The following is an 18,292-nucleotide window of genomic DNA, read 5'->3' as shown; positions in this document are numbered from 1 at the left end:
GCGCGGCCGGTGGCCGGCCGCGCGATTTTCCGCGGACATCGTTACTTGACGATTTCCAGCAGCTCGACTTCGAAGGTCAGCATCGAGTTCGGCGGGATCGGACCGCCGCCGCTCTCGCCATAGGCCAGCGAGGCCGGGATCCAGAAGGTGTACTTGCTGCCGACCTTCATCAGCGCCACGCCCTCGGACCAACCCGGGATGACCTGGTTGAGGCCGAACTCGGCCGGCTCGCCGCGATCGTAGGAGCTGTCGAACACGGTGCCGTCGAGCAGCGTGCCCTTGTAGTGCACCTTCACCACGTCGGTCGCGGCCGGCTGGGCGCCGTTGCCCGCGCGCACGACTTCGTACTGCAGGCCGGACTCGGTGGTCTGCACGCCCGGCTTGTCCTTGTTGGCAGCCAGGAACTCGTTGCCCTTGGCCAGGTTCTCGACCGCGGCGGCCTCGGCCTTGGCGGCGGCCTGCTCCTGCATCTTGGTGGTGAAAGCCTGCTGCACCTGCACCATCTGCTCGTCGGTGAGCTTCGGAGCTTCGCCGTTGAAGTGGGCGACCATGGCGTCGGTCATCACTTCGATGTCGAGGCTGTCCTTGATCGGCGCCAGCGACTTGGCCATGTCCAGGCCGATCATGTAGCTGACCTGCTTCTTCTCGGTCTCCTGGCCTTCGATGCCGGCGACCACGGCCGGCGCATCGGCGCCCGCTTCGCCTTCGGCGGCTTCGGTGGTGGCGGTTTCGGACTTCTCTTCGGCTTCGGGCTTGCAGGCGCTGAGGGAGAGCACCAGGCTGGCGAGGACCAGCGGCGCGGCGTAACGCAGGGCGGAATTCATTGCGGAAGGACTCCTGAGGGGGCGGGCCGGAACGGCGCGTCGCGCGCTATTGTCGCGGCGCGCGGGCCGGACGGCAATGCGCCGGGCCGGAATCGTTCAGCCGGGCCCGACCACCAGTGCCACCAGCGCCAGCGCATGGCAGGCCACAACCGCCAGCCCGAGGCCCAGCCGCAGTCGCCGGAAGGCCGTCGGGGCCGGGAGCGCGTCGCCGCGCGCGTCCCAGGCGCCGGCCAGCACGAAGCCCGCGGCCAGCGCCACCAGCGCCGGCTCCAGCGACAGCAGGCACCAGGCGGCCCAGGCCCACAGGCTGGGAACGACGGCGCGGGCGTACTGCCACGCGCCTGCGCCCGCGGCCAGCGCCCGGCCCCAGCGCACGCCGCCGAGGAAGGACAGGATCGCCACCGAGTAAGGCAGGAATGCCGACATGGCCTGCGCCCGCCATTCCGGCGAAAAGCCCGCGAGGGCCAGCACCAGGAAAGGGACCACGCCGGCCCAGCCCAGGACCAGGGCGCCCGGGGCCATCGGCGGCGTCGAATCGATGCGTGCTTCGGTCATGCTGTCCTCACCTGTCCGGGAGTGGAATGCCGCCATGGAAACGCTGGAAAAATTAAAGCAGATTCGCAGCCGCCACCCCGCCCCGCCCGCCGGAAGCGCGGCGGAAGCGCAGGCGCTGGCCCGGTTCGCGCAGTTCTTCTCCAGCTTCGCGCCGGACCGGGTCGACAAGCTCGTGCCGCAGACCTATGCCGAGGACGTCTACTTCAACGACACGCTCAAGGCCATCGAAGGTCGCGCCGCGCTGTCGCACTACCTGCGCGAGAGCGCCGAGGCCGTGGAAGCCTGCCGCGTCGAAATCCACGAGACCACGCGCACGGCCAACGACGAACACCTGGTGCGCTGGTCGATGATGATCCGCTTCAGGAAATTCCGCCGCGGCGTCGACACCTGGACGGTCGGAATGAGCCACCTGCGCTTCGACGCCGAGGGCCGCGTGGTCTACCACCAGGATTACTGGAACGCGGCCGACGGCCTGTACCAGCACATCCCGGTGCTGGGCACGCTCATCAACGCGATCAAGCGCCGGCTCTGAAGCCGGCGCTGTCGCGCCTCAGGCCTTGGGCGCCGGCTTCGCGGGCGCCGGCGTGGCGAGCAGCTTCTCGATCTCGGCCACCAGCTTCGGATCATCCGGCTTGGTGCGGCTGCCGAAGCTGGCCACCACCTTGCCCTCGCGATCGATCAGGTACTTGTGGAAGTTCCAGCCCGGCGCTTCGCCGGTGGCCGCGGCGAGCTCCGCGTACAGCGGCGTGGCGCCGCTGCCGCGCACCTGCACCTTCTCGAACATCGGGAACTTCACGCCGTAGGTGAGCGTGCAGAACTCCTGGATTTCCTCCTCGCTGCCCGGCTCCTGCCCCATGAAATCATTGGACGGGAAGCCCAGCACGGCGAAGCCCTGCTCCTTGTACTTCGCGTACATCGCCTCGAGGCCTTCGTACTGCGGCGTGAAGCCGCACTTGCTGGCGGTGTTGACCACCAGCAGCACCTGGCCGCCGTAAGCCTCCTGCAGGTTCACCGTTTCCTTGCCCGCCAGCTGGCGGAAGCTGCGGTCCAGCAGCTTTTCGCCCGCCAGCACGGGGGTGGCGGCCAGCAGGCCCGCCATCGCGACACTTGCCCAGATCTTCATTCGACGCCCTCCCCCGGGGCCATCCCGGGTCTATGCCATCAGTTTGGGCGCTTTCACGTGCAGGAGGTGTTGACAGGTCTTTTTGTAGTGTTATAGTTACCTACAACACCTATCCAATACGTCACCAAGACGGGAGGCGCCATGTACGCCAAGTTCAAGACCAACCTGATCGGACTGACCGTAGCCCTGGGATTCGTCCTGGCCGGCTATGCCCTCGGCGAGCCGCCGATGGCCAGCCAGGCCCTCGCCTCCCCGGAGGCCGGCCTGGCCCAGGCCGACGAGGCCGCCGGCAAGGCCCGCCGCGGCGCCCTCAAGCGCCACCTGGCCATGCCCTACGTGTCGCTGGCCGCGCTGCTGCCGCGCCGGGAGTCCTGAGATGAACATCGCCTGGAATGACAGCGCGCCGATCTACCGGCAGCTCAAGGACAAGGTGGTGGCCATGATGCTCGACGGCGACCTCAAGGCGGGCGAGGCCCTGCCCTCGGTCCGCCAGATCGCCGCCGAGTACCAGCTCAATCCGATCACCGTCTCCCGCGCCTACCAGGAGCTGGCGGACGAAGAACTCGTGGAAAAACGAAGGGGACTTGGCATGTACGTGACCGAAGGGGCGCGCGAGAAACTCCTGGCTTCCGAGCGGGACCGCTTCCTGAAGGAAGAGTGGCCGCTGGTCGTCGAGCGCATCCAGCGCCTGGGGCTGGACTTCCAGAAGCTGGTGGATCGCGCCGACAAGGAGAACAAGTGATGAGCGCCGTGATTTCCGCCCGCAACCTCAGCAAGCGCTACAAGGGCAAGCCGGCCGTCGACGGCATCAGCTTCGACATCCCGGCCGGCCGCATCGTCGGCCTGATCGGCCCGAACGGCTCCGGCAAGACCACCACGCTGAAGGCGGCCCTGGGCCTGGTGCCCTTCGAGGGCGAGCTGAAGGTGCTGGGCAAGGACCCGCGCGGCGAGCGCGATGCGCTGATGCAGGAAGTCTGCTTCATCGCCGACGTGGCCGTGCTGCCGCGCTGGCTGAAGGTCAAGGATGCGGTGGACTTCGTCGCCGGCGTGCACCCGCGCTTCGACCGCAAGAAGGCCGAGGCCTACCTGGCGCACACCAAGCTGGCCCCGAACATGCGGGTCAAGGAGATGTCCAAGGGCATGATCGTGCAGCTGCACCTGGCGCTGGTGATGGCGATCGACGCCAAGCTGCTGGTGCTGGACGAGCCGACCCTGGGCCTGGACATCCTCTACCGCAAGCAGTTCTACCAGAACCTGCTCGAGGACTACTTCGACGAACAGAAGACGATCGTCGTCACCACCCACCAGGTCGAGGAGATCGAACACATCCTCACCGACCTGATGTTCATCCGCGACGGCAGGATCGTGATGTCGGCGACGATGGACGAAGTGGGCGATCGCTTCACCGAGGTGATGGTCGGCGCCGACAAGGCCGAGGCGGCCCGGGCGCTCAAGCCGATCGATGAACGACAGGTGTTCGGCAAGTCCGTGATGCTGTTCGACGGCATACCGCGCAGCCAGCTCGCCCAGTACGGCGAGACCCGCAACCCCGGCATCGCCGACCTGTTCGTCGCCACCATGAAGGGAACCTACGCATGAACACTTTCAAATGGCTCCTCAAGCGCGAGTACTGGGAAAACCGGGGCGGTTTCTTCTGGGCACCGATCGTAGTGGGCGGCATCACGGTGCTGTTCTCCACCGTCGCGGTCGTCGCCGGCGCGATCCTTGCCCGCGAAAACCAGGTCAGCGCGCATCTCGAGGGCAGCCCGGCAGAGTTGGCCGAGCACTCGGCGCAGCTCGGAGGTATGGGCGACCTACTGCTGGCCAGCGGAGTCATCACCGCGCTTCTGGTGATGGCTTTCGTGATCTTCTTCTACGCCCTGGGCTCGCTCTACGATGACCGCCGCGACCGCAGCATCCTTTTCTGGAAGTCGATGCCGATCACCGACGCTCAAATGGTGATGTCCAAAGCAGCCTGGGCCCTGGTGCTGGCCCCGCTGGGTGCAGTGGCTATCGGCCTGCTGATTGGTGTGATCCTGTGGCTGGTGGTCCTGGTCGGCAGCGCAGCATCGGGCGTACCTGGCGCGACCAGTGTTATCACCCACTCCCATCCACTGAAGGTTCTTGCCACGCTGTTCGCAGCGCTGCCAGTGCAGATCCTGTGGTCGCTGCCGACTATCGGCTGGCTGATGTTCTGCTCGGCATGGGCCCGCCGCCTGCCTTTCCTCTGGGCTACGGCCGTACCCCTGCTGACCTGCGCGATGATCAGCTTCACCGACATCTTCCCGGGCATCGAGATCCCGCACGACAACCTCTGGTACACGGTGGCTTACCGCGGCCTGCTCAGCATCGCCCCGGGCGCCTGGATCCCGACCATTGCCCAGGAACCGACCGGCCCGTTCGATGGCCCCAAGGACATCTCCGGACTCGTGGACATCACCAGCAGCTGGGCCACCTTCGGCCAGGCCGATATCTGGATCGGCGCTGCGATCGGTGCCCTGCTGATCTACGCCGCCGTCTACTTCCGCCGCAACCGCGACGAAGGTTGACGAGACGCCCCCGGGCGGGAGGCCCTGGCCTCCCGCCCGTTTTCCTTCCCGGAGAACGCCATGACCCGCCTGATTGCACAGCCCCTCCTGCTCGCCGCCCTCCTCGCGACCGCCGCCTGCTCGGGCAAGGACGAAGCCCCCGCCGCCGACGCACGCGACGGGTTCGCCGGCCTGGCCGACAAGGCCGTCAACGAGATCCGCGAAGAGTTCGCCACCGAGGACATGGACCTCGGCCGCGGCCGCAACGACGAGCCCGCGGCGAAGCTCAGCCCGCAGGGCGACCTGGTCATCGGCGGCGACAAGGTCGCCATGGACGACGGCCAGCGCGAGATCGCCCTCGCCTACCGCAACGCGCTGGCCAAGGTCGCCGAGACCGGCGCCCGGATCGGCCTGCAGGGCGCGGCGCTGGCCGGCGATGCGCTGAAGCTGGCCGCCGCCAGCGCACTCAGCGGCGACGGCACGACCGTCGAGGAACAGCTCAAGGGCCAGACCGCCGAGCTCGAAGCCGAGGCCAAGGCCCTGTGCGGCCTGCTGCCCGACCTGTACGCACGCCAGCAGCGCTTCGCCGAGGCCGTGCCGGCCTTCGCGCCCTACGCCAACATGGACGAGGCCGACATCGAGAAGTGCGGCGACGGCAAGTTCACGCCCTGACCGCGGCGGGCCGGCTCAGCCGGCCCCGCCCCCCGGCTTGCCGTGGATGCCGCCCCGGGCGAGCCCCGCCGGATCCAGCATCTTCCTGAGCACCTTCTCGTCCAGCCCCGTGGCCTCGCGCGCCACCGCGAGCACCGGGCGGCCCTCGCGGTAGGCCTGCTTCGCGATGGCGGCTGCTTTCTCGTAGCCGATCACCGGATTCAATGCGGTCACCAGGATCGGATTGCGCGCCAGCGCCTCGTCCAGCCGGGCCCGGCGCACCGTGAACCCGGCGATGGCCGCGTCGGCCAGGTGTCGCGCGCCGTTCGCCAGCAGTCCGATCGACTGCAGCAGGTTGTGCGCCACCACGGGCAGCATCACGTTCAGTTGGAAATTGCCGCTGGCCCCCGCGATCGTCACCGTGGCGTGGTTGCCCATCACCTGGGCGCAGGCCATGCACACGGCCTCCGGGATCACCGGGTTGACCTTGCCGGGCATGATCGAACTGCCCGGCTGCAGTGTCGGCAGCTCGATCTCGCCCAGCCCGGCCAGCGGGCCGGAGTTCATCCAGCGCAGGTCGTTGCCGATCTTCATCAGCGCCACCGCCAGCACGTTGAGCTGGCCCGACAGTTCCACCGCGCCGTCCTGGCTGGCGATGCCCTCGAACAGGTTGCCGGCCTGCACGAAGCGGGCGCCCGAGCGCGAGGACAAGGCCGCCGCGACCTTCTTGCCGAAGCGCGGGTCGGCGTTGATGCCGGTGCCCACCGCGGTGCCGCCGATCGGCAGCCGGCGCAGGCGTTTGAGGCTGTCCTCGATGCGCTCGATGGCGCTGGCGAGCTGGGCTGACCACGCGCCCAGCTCCTGCGCCAGCGTCAGCGGCATGGCATCCATCAGGTGGGTGCGGCCGGTCTTGACCACCTTGCCCAGGCCGCGGGCGCGCCGGTCGATGGTCGAGCGCAGGTGTTTCAGCGCCGGCAGCAGCTGCTCGCGGCAAGCAAGCACGGCCGCGACCTGGATCGCGGTCGGCACCACGTCGTTGGAACTCTGGCCCATGTTGACCTGGTCATTGGCGTGCACGGGCTTGCCGAGGCGCCGCGTGGCCAGGCTGGCGATGACCTCGTTGGCGTTCATGTTGCTGGAGGTGCCCGAGCCGGTCTGGAACACGTCGACCGGGAACTGGCCGTCGAGGTCACCCGCGGCGACCTGCTCTGCGGCGTCGGCGATTGCGGCCGCCACGCCCTTGGGAAGATGGCCCAAGGCCGCGTTGGCGTCGGCGGCCGCGGCCTTGACCAGCCCGAGCGCCCGGATGAAGTCGCGCGGCATGCGCAGGCCCGAGATCGCGAAGTTCTGCACCGCGCGTTGGGTCTGGGCCCCGTAAAGCGCCTCGGCGGGGACCTGCAGTTCGCCCAGGCTGTCCTTCTCGGTGCGGGTGGTGCGGGCCATGGTGGTCTCCCTTCGAGATGCCCGGAGCATACCGCCCCTGTAGGAGGGACTTCAGTCCCGAAGCTTTCCGGCCAAGGGCTTCGGGACTGAAGTCCCTCCTACAGGGAGCGGGTAGAATGGCGGCCTTCCCCGCCTTGCCGAGCCCGACGATGTCCGATCCCGCCCTCACCGCCCTGTCGCCGCTCGACGGCCGCTACGCCGCCAAGGCCGAGGCCCTGCGGCCGATCTTCTCGGAGTACGGGCTGGTCAAGGCCCGGGTGCGGGTCGAGGTGGAGTGGCTGCTGGCGCTGGCCGCCGAGCCGGGCATCGTCGAACTCCCCGCCTTCGGCGACGCCGCCGCGGGGCGCCTGCGCGCGCTGGCCGAAGGCTTCTCGGTCGCCGATGCGGCCCGGGTGAAGGAGATCGAGCGCACCACCAACCACGACGTCAAGGCGGTCGAGTACTTCATCAAGGAGCGCCTGAAGGACGACGCCGAGCTGGGCCCGGCGCTGGAGTTCGTGCACTTCGCCTGCACCAGCGAGGACATCAACAACCTCAGCTACGCGCTGATGCTGCACGAGGCTTACACCACGGTCATCGCCCCGAAGACCTGGGAAGTGGTCGAAAAACTGCGAGCGATGGCGCACGAGCACGCCGCGCTGCCGATGCTCTCGCGCACCCACGGCCAGACCGCCTCGCCGACCACCGTGGGCAAGGAGATCGCCAACGTGGTCGCGCGCCTGCAGCGCCAGGTCGCGGTGATGCACGGCATCGAGTTCCCCGGCAAGATCAACGGCGCCGTCGGCAACTACAACGCGCACGTGGTGGCCTACCCGGAAGTGGACTGGCCGGCGCTGGCGCAGCGCTTCGTTGAATCGCTGGGCCTGGACTTCAACCCCTACACCACCCAGATCGAACCGCACGACGGCATCGCCGAGCTGTGCGACGCCCAGCGCCGCATCAACACCGTGCTGGTGGACCTGTGCCGCGACGTCTGGGGCTATATCTCGCTGGGCTACTTCAAGCAGGCGGTGAAGGCCGGCGAAGTGGGCAGCTCGACTATGCCGCACAAGGTCAACCCGATCGACTTCGAGAACGCCGAGGGCAACTTCGGCCTGGCCAACGCGCTGCTCTCGCACTTCTCGGAAAAGCTGCCGATCAGCCGCTGGCAGCGCGACCTCACCGACTCCACGGTACTGCGCGCGCTCGGCACCGCCTTCGGCCACTCGCTGATCGCGCTCGATGCGCTGATGCGCGGCCTGGGCAAGCTCAGCGCCAACCCCGAGCGCCTGGCCGCCGACCTCGACGCCGCCTGGGAAGTGCTGGCCGAGCCGGTGCAGACCGTGATGCGCCGCCACGGCCTGCCCAACCCCTACGAGCAGCTCAAGGCCCTCACCCGCGGCCAGGGCATCACCGCCGAGTCCATGCGCGCCTTCATCGAATCCCTCGACCTCCCGGCCGACGCCAAGTCCCGACTGCTGGCGATGACCCCGGCCTCGTACGTGGGCCACGCCGCGTCGCTGGCGCGGGACATCTGAGTTTGAACGCGGATCAGAGCGGATGGGCGCGGATAACAGCGGATAAAGCGATTGCTTGCTTTGGCCCCGGGAACCTGGGGCGGCTCCGCACCGACGAGCACCTCCGGACACCCGCGCCCCAAACTTCAACTGATCCGCTTTTATCCGCGCCCATCCGCTCTGATCCGCGTTAAGACCTTTATGCCCCCACTCCCGATCGAAGTCACCGGCACGCCGGACCAGCCGCTGGGCATGGCGCCGGAGGTTTTCCTGCGGGATTACTGGCAGAAGCGGCCGCTGCTGATCCGCGCGGCCTTCCCCGGGTTCGTGTCGCCGATCTCGCCCGAGGACCTGGCCGGGCTGGCCTGCGAGGAGGCGGCGCTGGCGCGGGTGGTGTTGCACGACCGCAAGCGCGATCGCTGGGAGCTGCGCACCGGCCCCTTCAGCGAGGAGTCCTTCCCGAAACTGCCGAAGCAGGACTGGACCCTGCTGGTGCAGGACGTGGACAAATGGGACATGGACATCCGCGCCCTGCTCGGCGCGTTCCGGTTCCTGCCGGCCTGGCGGGTGGACGACGTGATGGTGAGCTTCGCCGCGCCCGGCGGTTCGGTGGGCGCGCACGTGGACCAGTACGACGTCTTCCTGCTGCAGGCGCACGGCCATCGCCGCTGGCAGATTGATACCCGTCCGGACGCGCCGCGCGGCTTCCGCCCGGATGTCGAGCTCAAGCTGCTCAGCCAGTTCGACCCCGACCACGACTGGGTGCTGGCCCCGGGCGACATGCTTTACCTGCCACCGGGCGTGCCCCACCACGGCGTCGCCGAGGATGCCTGCCTGACCTTTTCGGTCGGCATGCGCGCCCCCTCGCAGGCCGAACTGATGGTGGACCTGGCCGAGGAGCTGGCTGCCGCCCTGCCCGAGGACTCCCGCTACGCCGATCCGGACCTGGCCCTGCCAACGGACCCCTGGGAAATCGACGAAGCCGCCTTCGGGCGCGTGCGCGCGGCGCTGCGCGGCCTGCAGGACCTGGACGAGGCCGCGCTGCGCCGCTGGTTCGGCCGGTTCATCACCCAATACCGCGCCGCGGGCGAGCTGGGCCGCCCCGCGCGCCCGCCGTCGCTGGCGAGCCTGGAGGCTGAGCTGGCCAAGGGCGGCCAGCTGCTGCGCCACCCGCACGCCCGCCACGCCTGGGCCCGCGATGGCCAGCGCGCCTGCCTGCACGCCAACGGCCTGTCGCTGCCCATGGGCGTCGCCGCGGCGCGCCGGCTGGCCGGTGCGGACACGCTTTCTACGGACGACGTGGCCGCCCTGGACGCCGACGGCCGTGATGCGCTGGAAAGCCTGGTGGCGGCAGGCCACTATCAGCTGGTCAAGCCACGACGCCGACGGTGACGCCATGATCCCGACCGACTTCCGCATCGATCCCGCCGACTACCAGACCGACTTCCAGGACCTGCGCTCGGTCCGGGAAACGGTCTTCGTGCTCGAGCAGAACGTGCCGCTCGAGGAAGAGTGGGACGAGCTCGACCCGCGCTGCCACCACGTCATCGCCCGCGATGCCAATAACCAGCCGATCGGCACCGGCCGGCTGACGCCCGAACACAAGATCGGCCGCATGGCCGTGCTCAAGCCCTGGCGCAAGAAGGGCGTGGGCGATGCGCTCCTGGTCGCGCTGATGAACCAGGCCCGCAGCCTGGGCTGGACCGAGGTCAGCCTCAACGCCCAGGTCAGCGCCGAGGCCTTCTATGCCCGCCACGGCTTCCAGCCCTACGGCGAGCGCTTCATGGAAGCGGGCATCGAGCACCAGGCCATGCGCCGGACGCTCGAGCCGCTGGCTGCGCCCGAGCGCGGGCCGGCGGCGCCGCGCGGGCCGTCGGTGCCCTCGGTCGAGTTCGATTCCCTGCACGAGGCCACCGACGCGACCCTGGCCGTGGTCCAGGGCGCCCGGCGCGAACTGCGGCTGTTCACCCGCGACCTGGACCCGGTGCTGTACGGCCAGCCCGCCGTGCTCGAGGCCTTCAAGCAGTACGCGATCGCCGGCCGCGGCGGCGTGGTGCAGGTGATCGTGCTGGACCCGGCCGCGGTGCAGGGCCAGGCGCACCCGCTGCTGGGCCTGGCCCAGCGCATGACCTCGGTGTTCCAGTTCCGCACGCCGGTGGACGACGTCGACCTGCAGATTGCCTCGGCCTTCCTGGCCAACGACCGCGACGGCTACCTGTTCCGCGCCCTCGGCAGCCGCTGGGAAGGCGACTGGAGCCCGGCCAACCCGGCCCGCACGCGCCAGCTGCTCGAGCACTTCGGCCGGGTCTGGGAGCGCTCGCGCCCCTGCAGCGAGTTCCGGGCCCTGGGCATCTGAGCCCGCGGCCCCGGCGATTCGACCAAGGTCCAGCCCCAACCGCGGCTGACCCGGGTCCTGATCGGGTTCTAAAGCCCCGTCACGCCAGCTATAATCGCGGACCTCGTCGGCGCCCGCGCCGGCTGCCCGACATCCCATTCCATCAATCACTTACCTGCCATTGCGGCGGGCCAGGCCAGGGTCGTGGACAGTCTGATCAAGCAGTTTAAGCAGACCTCTCAGCTTGCCGGCGGCAACGCCGCCTATATCGAAGACCTGTACGAACAGTACCTGGTCGATCCCGACGGCATCCCCGCCACGTGGAAAACCTACTTCGACGGCCTCAAGGGCCGCGAGGCCGGGGATGTCCCGCACTCGGCCGTGATGGCCAGCGTGCAGGCGGCGGCCAAGGCCGGCAAGCACGCCGGCGGCGGCGCCATGGACGACGAGGCCGCGCGCAAGCAGGCCGCCGTCGGCAAGCTGATCACGGCCTACCGCTCGCGCGGCCACCTCGGCGCCCGCCTCGACCCGCTGGGCATGATGGCCAAGAAGGACGCGCCGGACCTCGAGCTCGCCTTCCACGGCCTGACCGACGCCGACCTGTCGGCCGAGTTCACCACCGACACCTGGTTCCCCGAGAAGAAGTTCAAGCTGGCCGACCTGCTGGCCAAGCTGCGCGCGTCCTACTCGGGCAGCATCGGCGCCGAGTTCATGCACATCGCCGACGCCAACCAGCGCCGCTGGATGCAGCAGCGCCTCGAGGGCGCGGCCGGCAAGTACGGCTTCCAGGCCGAAGAGAAGAAGCGCCTGCTTGAGCGCGTCACCGCGGCCGAAGGCCTGGAGCGCTACCTTCACACCGCCTTCGTCGGCCAGAAGCGCTTCTCGCTCGAAGGCGGCGACGCGCTGATCCCGCTGATGGACACCCTGATCCAGCGCGGCGGCACCGACGGCGTGCGCGACGTGGTGATCGGCATGGCCCACCGCGGCCGCCTGAACGTGCTGGTCAACACGATGGGCAAGCCGCCGCACAAGCTGTTCGATGAGTTCCGCGGCCAGTGGGAGCACAACGACGACCCGGCCCACTCCGGCGACGTGAAGTACCACATGGGCTACTCGTCCAACGTGGTCACGCCGGGCGGCCCGGTGCACCTGGCGCTGGCCTTCAACCCGTCCCACCTCGAGATCGTCGACCCGGTGGTCGCCGGCTCGGTGCGCGCGCGCCAGATGCGCCGCGGCGACGCCAAGCGCCAGCAGGTGCTGCCGGTGCTGGTGCACGGCGACGCCGCGTTCGCCGGCCAGGGCGTGATCATGGAGCTGTTCCAGATGTCGCAGGCCCGCGGCTTCGCGGTCGGCGGCACCGTGCACGTGGTGATCAACAACCAGGTCGGCTTCACCATCAGCCGCCAGGACGACGCCCGTTCCACCTACTACTGCACCGACCCGGCCAAGATCATCGGCGCGCCGGTGCTGCACGTGAACGGCGACGACCCGGAGGCCGTGGCCTTCTGCGCGAAGATGGCCTTCGACTACCGCAAGGAGTTCGGCCGCGACATCGTCATCGACCTGGTCTGCTACCGCCGCCACGGCCACAACGAGGCCGACGAGCCGGCGGCGACCCAGCCGCTGATGTACAAGAACATCCGCGCCCGCAAGACCACCCGCGAGCTCTACGCCGAGCAGCTGGCCGCCGAGGGCGTCGTCGACGCCGCCGGCGCCAAGGCGCTGGTGGATGCCTACCGCGACAAGCTCGACAACAACGTGGTCACCACCGAGCTGGCCCAGGTCGGCCCCGACCCGTTCGCCGTGGACTGGTCGCCCTGGCTCAAGGGCAAGCTGTCAGACAAGGTGGACACCGGCATCCAGCGCGCCGAGCTCGACGGCCTGGCCCAGCGCATCAACCAGCTGCCGGCCACGCTGAAGCTGCACCCGCGCGTCGCCAAGATCTACGAAGACCGCCTGAAGATGGCGTCCGGCGAGCTGGCCATGGACTGGGGCTTCGCCGAGAACCTGGCCTACGCCACCCTACTGGCCGGCGGCTACAAGCTGCGCCTGGTCGGCCAGGACGCCGGCCGCGGCACCTTCTTCCACCGCCACGCGGTGCTGCACGACCAGGCCACCGGCGAAGCGAACATGCCGCTGCGCGCGCTGGCCGCCAACCCCGAACACGTGATGGTGATCGACTCGCTGCTGAGCGAGGAAGCGGTGATGGCCTTCGAATACGGCTACGCCACCGCCGAGCCGGGCACGCTCAACATCTGGGAAGGCCAGTTCGGCGACTTCGCCAACGGCGCCCAGGTCGTGATCGACCAGTTCATCACCTCGGGCGAGTCCAAGTGGGACCGCCTGTGCGGCCTCGTGCTGTTCCTGCCGCACGGCTACGAAGGCCAGGGCCCCGAGCACAGCTCTGCGCGCCTGGAGCGCTTCCTGCAGCTGTGCGCGCTCGACAACATCCAGGTCTGCACGCCCACCACCCCGGCGCAGATGTTCCACATGCTGCGCCGCCAGATGCTGCGCGGCACGCGCAAGCCGCTGGTGGTGATGACGCCGAAGTCCATGCTGCGCAACAAGCTGTCGGTGTCCACGCTGGACGAACTGGCGAAGGGCGGATTCCAGTCGCTGATCCCGGATTCGACCGCGAAGGACGCCAAGAAGGCTCGCCGCGTGATCGTCTGCGGCGGCAAGGTCTACTACGACCTGGTCGAGGCGGCCGAGGCGAAGAAGATCACCGACGTCGCCATCGTGCGCGTCGAGCAGCTCTACCCGTTCCCGCGCCCGGAGCTGGCCGCCGAGCTCAAGCGCTTCGCCGGCGCCAAGGAAGTGGTGTGGTGCCAGGAAGAGCCGATGAACCAGGGCGCGTGGTACCAAATCCGCCACCACCTCGACTTCTGCCTCGGCAAGGGCCAGTCGCTGAGCTACGCCGGCCGCAGCCGCTCGGCCTCGCCGGCCGCCGGCCACCTCAACACGCACAACGAAGAACAGGCCCGCCTGATCGAGGATGCCCTCGTCAACGCGCCCAACACCCATACCGCCGAATAACCCCCATTCAAGCCACAGGGCCTCGTCCATGAGCATCGAAGTCAAAGTCCCGGTCCTTCCGGAATCCGTGTCCGACGCCACCATCGCCACCTGGCACAAGAAGGCCGGCGACAGCGTGCGCCGCGACGAGAACCTGCTCGACCTCGAGACCGACAAGGTCGTGCTTGAAGTGCCCTCGCCCGTGGACGGCGTGCTCAAGGAGCTCAAGTTCAAGGAAGGCGACACGGTGACCAGCCAGCAGATCGTGGCGATCATCGAGGAAGGCGCCGTGGCCGCCGCCGAGCCGGCAAAGGCCGCGCCCGCCGCCAAGGCCGAAGCCCCGGCGAAGGCCGAGCCCGCCAAGGCCGCCGCCCCCGCGGCCTCGAAGTCCGGTTCCGCCGAGCTGCCGCCGGGTGCCGCCGCGCACGCCGCGCGCAACGGCGTGAACCCGGCCGACGTCGCCGGCACCGGCCGCGGTGGCCGCGTGACCAAGGAAGACGTGGTCAACCACATCAAGGTCGGCGGCGGCGCCCGCCCCGAGCAGCGCGTGCCGATGACCCGCATCCGCCAGCGCATCGCCGAGCGCATGATGCAGTCCAAGAACTCCATCGCCATGCTCACCTCGTTCAACGAAGTGAACCTGTCGAAGGTGATGGCGATGCGCAAGGAGCTCGGCGAGGGCTTCGAGAAGTCGCACGGCATCAAGCTCGGCTTCATGAGCTTCTTCGCCAAGGCCGCCGCCAACGCGCTGCAGAAGTACCCGGTGGTCAACGCCTCGGTCGACGGCAGCGACGTGATCTACCACGGCTACGCCGACATCTCGATCGCGGTCGCCACCGACAAGGGCCTCGTGACCCCGGTGCTGCGCAACGTCGAGAACATGAGCTTCGCCGACATCGAGGGCTCGATCGCCGGCTACGCGAAGGCGGCCCGCGAGGGTGGCCTCAAGCTCGAGGACCTGCAGGGCGGCACCTTCACCATCACCAACGGCGGCACCTTCGGCTCGCTGATGTCCACGCCGATCGTGAACCCGCCGCAGTCGGCGATCCTCGGCATGCACGCCATCAAGGAGCGCCCGATCGCCGAGAACGGCCAGGTCGTGATCGCGCCGATGATGTACATCGCGCTTTCGTATGACCACCGCATCATCGACGGCAAGGACGCGGTGCTGTTCCTGGTGGACATCAAGAACCAGCTCGAAAACCCGCACCGCATGCTGCTGGGGCTCTGACCATGGCCGATAACTTCGACGTCGTCGTCATCGGTGCCGGCCCCGCCGGCTACCACGCCGCCATCCGCGCCGCCCAGCTGGGCATGAAGGTCGCCTGCATCGACGCCGCCCTGGGCAAGGACGGCAAGCCGGCGCTGGGCGGCACCTGCCTGCGCGTGGGCTGCATCCCGTCCAAGGCGCTGCTCGACAGCTCGCGCCAGTGGCACAACCTGCAGCACCTGTTCGGCGAGCACGGCATCACCGCCAAGGACAGCAAGATCGACGTCGGCACGATGGTTGGCCGCAAGGACAAGATCGTCAAGCAGTTCACCGGCGGCATCGCCCAGCTGTTCAAGGCCAACAAGATCACCGCGTACTACGGCTTCGGCACGCTGCACCCGGGCAAGGTCGTCAAGGTGAAGCAGCACGACGGCACCGAGGTCGAGCTGGCCGGCAAGCACGTCATCCTGGCCGCCGGCTCGGATTCGATCGAGCTGCCGTTCGCCAAGTTCGACGGCAAGCACATCGTCGACAACGTCGGCGCGCTCGACTTCACCGAGGTGCCCAAGCGCCTGGGCGTGATCGGCGCCGGCGTGATCGGCCTCGAGCTCGGCAGCGTCTGGAAGCGCCTGGGCGCCGAGGTCACCATCCTCGAAGCCATGCCCGACTTCCTGGCCGCGGCCGACGCCGAGGCCGCCAAGGTCGCGCTGAAGGAATTCAAGAAGCAGGGCCTGGACATCAAGCTCGGCGCCAAGGTCAGCAAGGCCGAGGTCAGGAAGAACGAGGTCCACCTCACCTACAACGACGGCAAGGCCGACGCCCAGCTGGTCGTGGACAAGCTGCTGGTGGCCGTGGGCCGCAAGTCGGCGTCCAAGGGCCTGCTGGCCGACGGCACCGGCGTGAAGCTCAACGAGCGCGGCCAGATCGAAGTGGACGACCACTGCTTCACCGGCGTCGAAGGCGTGTGGGCGGTCGGCGACTGCGTGCGCGGCCCGATGCTGGCGCACAAGGGCTTCGAGGAAGGCATCGCGGTCGCCGAACTCATCGCCGGCCTGCCGGGCCACGTCAACCTCGACACGATCCCCTGGGTCATCTACACCGAGCCGGAGATCGCCTGGGTCGGCAAGACCGAGCAGCAGCTCAAGGCCGAGGGCATCCCGTTCAAGACCGGCAGCTTCCCGTTCGCCGCCGTCGGCCGCGCGGTCGCGATGGGCGAGCCCGCGGGCTTCGTCAAGGTCATCGCGCACGAGGAAACCGACCGGATCCTCGGCATGCACCTGGTCGGCGTCAACGTTTCCGAACTGGTGCACGAAGGCGTGCTGGCGATGGAGTTCCACGGCTCGGCCGAGGACCTGGCGCGCATCTGCCACGCCCACCCGACGCTGTCCGAGGCCATCCACGACGCCGCCATGGCCGTGGACAAGCGCGCCATCCACAAGGCCAACTGAGCCCCGGTGGCCACCCGACGAGAGGCGCCCCCGGGCGCCTCTCTGCGTTAAAGGAGCCTGCATGACCGTTCCCGCCAGCTTCCGTGCCTTCCGCATCCATTCCGAGGGCGGCCACCGCGCCGGCCTCGAGTCGGTCGCGCTCGACGACCTCTCGCCGGGCGAAGTGGTCATCCGCGCCGCCTATTCGAGCGTGAACTACAAGGACGCGCTGGCCGGCACCGGCAGCGGCAAGATCCTGCGCCGCTTCCCGCTGGTGGGCGGCATCGACGTGGCCGGCCACGTGCTGGCCTCCACCGACCCGCGCTTCAAGGAAGGCGACGCCGTGCTGTGCACCGGCAGCGGCCTGTCCGAGACGCGCGACGGCGGCTATTCCGAAGTGGTGCGGCTGCCGGCCGAGTGGACGATCCCCCTGCCCGCCGGCCTGTCGCTGCGCGAGGCGATGATCCTGGGCACCGCCGGCTTCACCGCGGGCCTGTCGCTGCTGCGCATGGAGATGAACGGCCAGGTGCCTGCGATGGGACCGGTGGTGGTCACCGGCGCCACCGGCGGCGTCGGCAGCCTGGCGCTCGACATCCTCACCCGCGCCGGCTACGAGGCGCACGCGATTTCCGGCAAGGCCGGGCACGCCGACTTCCTGCGCAAGCTGGGCGCCACCGAGGTGTTCCCCCGCGACACCCTGGACAGCGCCACTCGCCCGCTGGAAAACGCCCGCTGGGCCGGCGCCATCGACAACGTCGGCGACCCCGCGCTGGCGGCCCTGACCCGCGTGATCCAGCCCTACGGCAACATCGCCAGCTGCGGCCTGGCCGGCAGCCCGGGCCTGTCCACGACGGTGATGCCCTTCATCATCCGCGGCGTGTCCCTGCTCGGCATCGCCTCGGCCGGCACCGCCCGCGGCCAGCGCGAGCAGGTCTGGGAGCGCCTGTCCGGGCCCTGGAAGCCGGCCCACCTGGACGCGATCTGCACCCGGGAAGCCGCGCTGGACCAGCTTCCCGACGTTTTCCCGGCCATGCTGGCCGGCCGGTCCTTCGGACGAACGGTCGTCCGGATTTGACCGAGGTTGCACCCTGACCGCCCCCCCGGCATACAATCACCTACCCGTTGGAGGCCCATTCATGGCACGCATCCTGATTGTTGATGATTCCCCGTCCCAGCTCATGGGCATGAAGCGCATCGTTGAGAAGCTCGGCCACGAGGCCCTGACGGCCGAAGACGGCGCCGCCGGCGTCGAAGCCGCCAAGGCGCACAAGCCCGACCTGATCCTGATGGACGTGGTGATGCCGAACCTCAACGGCTTCCAGGCCACGCGCGCGATCTCGAAGGAAGCGACGACGGCCCACATCCCCATCGTCCTGGTCACCACCAAGGACCAGGAGACCGACAAGGTCTGGGGCATGCGCCAGGGCGCCAAGGCCTACATCACCAAGCCCTTCAACGAAAACCAGCTCATCGACGTCATCAACGGCCTGCTCTCCGGCGGTTGATGCGGGTTGGCGTGTCCGAACGCGGATCAAAGCGGATGCGCGCGGATAAAAGCTGATTCAATCGAATAGAAGAAAAAGGCCTCGCATCAGCGAGGCCTTTTTCGTGTGGCGGACTTCAGATCCAAGTCTTATCCGCTCTTATCCGCGCGCATCCGCTTTGATCCGCGTTCAAACCCAGAG

Annotated in this window: 18 protein-coding genes; 14 read left to right on the top strand and 4 right to left on the bottom strand. The window is 68.8% G+C overall.

Annotated features, from left to right (window positions below; genetic code table 11):
- Nucleotides 1–41: 41 nt before the first annotated feature.
- Both bamJ and N787_RS03925 read right to left on the bottom strand, forming a co-directional pair.
- Nucleotides 42–824, bottom strand: coding sequence for a BamJ family beta-barrel-assembly machinery protein (gene bamJ, locus N787_RS03930; RefSeq protein ID WP_034210941.1), 783 nt, complete (start codon nucleotides 822–824; stop codon nucleotides 42–44).
- Nucleotides 825–920: 96 nt separating this feature from the next.
- Entirely contained in the window at nucleotides 921–1,379 is a 459-nt protein-coding gene (locus N787_RS03925; RefSeq protein ID WP_052575109.1) for a DUF3429 domain-containing protein, read from the bottom strand.
- Between the two features lie 34 nt (nucleotides 1,380–1,413).
- Between N787_RS03925 and N787_RS03920 the strand changes: the two genes are divergently transcribed.
- A complete protein-coding gene (locus tag N787_RS03920; protein WP_052575108.1) occupies nucleotides 1,414–1,911 on the top strand; it encodes a nuclear transport factor 2 family protein in 498 nt (165 codons plus the stop codon).
- Between the two features lie 18 nt (nucleotides 1,912–1,929).
- On the opposite strand, the gene N787_RS03915 is transcribed toward N787_RS03920, so the two are convergent.
- The gene (locus N787_RS03915; RefSeq protein ID WP_034210940.1) at nucleotides 1,930–2,502 is read right to left on the bottom strand and encodes a glutathione peroxidase; all 573 of its coding nucleotides are present in this window, start codon (nucleotides 2,500–2,502) and stop codon (nucleotides 1,930–1,932) included.
- 141 nt (nucleotides 2,503–2,643) lie between these two features.
- On the opposite strand from N787_RS03915, the gene N787_RS03910 reads away from it, so the two are divergent.
- The 5 genes from N787_RS03910 to N787_RS03890 are packed head-to-tail and all read left to right on the top strand — an operon-like array spanning nucleotide 2,644 to nucleotide 5,702.
- Complete coding sequence (locus N787_RS03910) at nucleotides 2,644–2,877, top strand: hypothetical protein (protein WP_034210939.1); 234 nt, start codon at nucleotides 2,644–2,646, stop codon at nucleotides 2,875–2,877.
- A 1-nt stretch (nucleotide 2,878) separates the two neighbouring features.
- Nucleotides 2,879–3,244 carry a GntR family transcriptional regulator gene (locus N787_RS03905; protein WP_034210938.1) on the top strand — a complete coding sequence of 122 codons (366 nt, stop codon included), beginning with the start codon at nucleotides 2,879–2,881 and terminating at the stop codon, nucleotides 3,242–3,244.
- Nucleotides 3,244–4,101, top strand: a complete 858-nt coding sequence (locus tag N787_RS03900) for an ABC transporter ATP-binding protein (RefSeq protein WP_034210937.1) — start codon at nucleotides 3,244–3,246, stop codon at nucleotides 4,099–4,101. The genes N787_RS03905 and N787_RS03900 overlap by 1 nt, the downstream gene beginning before the upstream one ends.
- Nucleotides 4,098–5,051, top strand: a complete 954-nt coding sequence (locus tag N787_RS03895) for an ABC transporter permease (RefSeq protein ID WP_034210936.1) — start codon at nucleotides 4,098–4,100, stop codon at nucleotides 5,049–5,051. Before N787_RS03900 ends, N787_RS03895 begins: the two co-directional genes overlap by 4 nt.
- A gap of 60 nt (nucleotides 5,052–5,111) precedes the next feature.
- A complete protein-coding gene (locus N787_RS03890) occupies nucleotides 5,112–5,702 on the top strand; it encodes a YggN family protein (RefSeq protein WP_052575107.1) in 591 nt (196 codons plus the stop codon).
- A gap of 15 nt (nucleotides 5,703–5,717) precedes the next feature.
- Here the strand turns inward: N787_RS03890 and N787_RS03885 are convergent, their stop codons facing one another.
- Complete coding sequence (locus tag N787_RS03885) at nucleotides 5,718–7,124, bottom strand: class II fumarate hydratase (protein WP_034210935.1); 1,407 nt, start codon at nucleotides 7,122–7,124, stop codon at nucleotides 5,718–5,720.
- Nucleotides 7,125–7,273: 149 nt separating this feature from the next.
- On the opposite strand from N787_RS03885, the gene purB reads away from it, so the two are divergent.
- From purB to N787_RS03845, 8 genes are all read left to right on the top strand, one after another.
- A complete protein-coding gene (purB, locus tag N787_RS03880; protein WP_034210934.1) occupies nucleotides 7,274–8,641 on the top strand; it encodes an adenylosuccinate lyase in 1,368 nt (455 codons plus the stop codon).
- A gap of 180 nt (nucleotides 8,642–8,821) precedes the next feature.
- Complete coding sequence (locus tag N787_RS03875; protein ID WP_034210933.1) at nucleotides 8,822–10,012, top strand: cupin domain-containing protein; 1,191 nt, start codon at nucleotides 8,822–8,824, stop codon at nucleotides 10,010–10,012.
- Nucleotides 10,013–10,016: 4 nt separating this feature from the next.
- Nucleotides 10,017–10,976 carry a GNAT family N-acetyltransferase gene (locus N787_RS03870; RefSeq protein WP_034210932.1) on the top strand — a complete coding sequence of 320 codons (960 nt, stop codon included), beginning with the start codon at nucleotides 10,017–10,019 and terminating at the stop codon, nucleotides 10,974–10,976.
- Between the two features lie 183 nt (nucleotides 10,977–11,159).
- A complete protein-coding gene (locus N787_RS03865) occupies nucleotides 11,160–13,991 on the top strand; it encodes a 2-oxoglutarate dehydrogenase E1 component (protein ID WP_034210931.1) in 2,832 nt (943 codons plus the stop codon).
- Nucleotides 13,992–14,019: 28 nt separating this feature from the next.
- Nucleotides 14,020–15,201 carry a dihydrolipoyllysine-residue succinyltransferase gene (sucB, locus tag N787_RS03860; protein ID WP_034210930.1) on the top strand — a complete coding sequence of 394 codons (1,182 nt, stop codon included), beginning with the start codon at nucleotides 14,020–14,022 and terminating at the stop codon, nucleotides 15,199–15,201.
- 2 nt (nucleotides 15,202–15,203) lie between these two features.
- Nucleotides 15,204–16,628, top strand: a complete 1,425-nt coding sequence (gene lpdA / locus N787_RS03855; RefSeq protein ID WP_034210929.1) for a dihydrolipoyl dehydrogenase — start codon at nucleotides 15,204–15,206, stop codon at nucleotides 16,626–16,628.
- A 61-nt stretch (nucleotides 16,629–16,689) separates the two neighbouring features.
- A complete protein-coding gene (locus tag N787_RS03850; protein ID WP_034210928.1) occupies nucleotides 16,690–17,682 on the top strand; it encodes an oxidoreductase in 993 nt (330 codons plus the stop codon).
- A gap of 61 nt (nucleotides 17,683–17,743) precedes the next feature.
- A complete protein-coding gene (locus N787_RS03845) occupies nucleotides 17,744–18,112 on the top strand; it encodes a response regulator (RefSeq protein WP_034210927.1) in 369 nt (122 codons plus the stop codon).
- The last annotated feature ends 180 nt before the right edge of the window (nucleotides 18,113–18,292 follow it).

It is taken from the genome of Arenimonas metalli CF5-1, assembly GCF_000747155.1.
GTDB lineage: Bacteria > Pseudomonadota > Gammaproteobacteria > Xanthomonadales > Xanthomonadaceae > Arenimonas > Arenimonas metalli.
Note: the sequence above shows the minus strand (reverse complement) of the source record. Positions and strands in the feature narration are given on the sequence as shown.

Bases quoted from the DNA above. Each gene is read 5' to 3' on its own strand.
- bamJ (WP_034210941.1), bottom strand. From the start codon at position 824: ATGAATTCCGCCCTGCGTTACGCCGCGCCGCTGGTCCTCGCCAGCCTG.
- N787_RS03925 (WP_052575109.1), bottom strand. From the start codon at position 1,379: ATGACCGAAGCACGCATCGATTCGACGCCGCCGATGGCCCCGGGCGCC.
- N787_RS03920 (WP_052575108.1), top strand. From the start codon at position 1,414: ATGGAAACGCTGGAAAAATTAAAGCAGATTCGCAGCCGCCACCCCGCC.
- N787_RS03915 (WP_034210940.1), bottom strand. From the start codon at position 2,502: ATGAAGATCTGGGCAAGTGTCGCGATGGCGGGCCTGCTGGCCGCCACC.
- N787_RS03910 (WP_034210939.1), top strand. From the start codon at position 2,644: ATGTACGCCAAGTTCAAGACCAACCTGATCGGACTGACCGTAGCCCTG.
- N787_RS03905 (WP_034210938.1), top strand. From the start codon at position 2,879: ATGAACATCGCCTGGAATGACAGCGCGCCGATCTACCGGCAGCTCAAG.
- N787_RS03900 (WP_034210937.1), top strand. From the start codon at position 3,244: ATGAGCGCCGTGATTTCCGCCCGCAACCTCAGCAAGCGCTACAAGGGC.
- N787_RS03895 (WP_034210936.1), top strand. From the start codon at position 4,098: ATGAACACTTTCAAATGGCTCCTCAAGCGCGAGTACTGGGAAAACCGG.
- N787_RS03890 (WP_052575107.1), top strand. From the start codon at position 5,112: ATGACCCGCCTGATTGCACAGCCCCTCCTGCTCGCCGCCCTCCTCGCG.
- N787_RS03885 (WP_034210935.1), bottom strand. From the start codon at position 7,124: ATGGCCCGCACCACCCGCACCGAGAAGGACAGCCTGGGCGAACTGCAG.
- purB (WP_034210934.1), top strand. From the start codon at position 7,274: ATGTCCGATCCCGCCCTCACCGCCCTGTCGCCGCTCGACGGCCGCTAC.
- N787_RS03875 (WP_034210933.1), top strand. From the start codon at position 8,822: ATGCCCCCACTCCCGATCGAAGTCACCGGCACGCCGGACCAGCCGCTG.
- N787_RS03870 (WP_034210932.1), top strand. From the start codon at position 10,017: ATGATCCCGACCGACTTCCGCATCGATCCCGCCGACTACCAGACCGAC.
- sucB (WP_034210930.1), top strand. From the start codon at position 14,020: ATGAGCATCGAAGTCAAAGTCCCGGTCCTTCCGGAATCCGTGTCCGAC.
- lpdA (WP_034210929.1), top strand. From the start codon at position 15,204: ATGGCCGATAACTTCGACGTCGTCGTCATCGGTGCCGGCCCCGCCGGC.
- N787_RS03850 (WP_034210928.1), top strand. From the start codon at position 16,690: ATGACCGTTCCCGCCAGCTTCCGTGCCTTCCGCATCCATTCCGAGGGC.
- N787_RS03845 (WP_034210927.1), top strand. From the start codon at position 17,744: ATGGCACGCATCCTGATTGTTGATGATTCCCCGTCCCAGCTCATGGGC.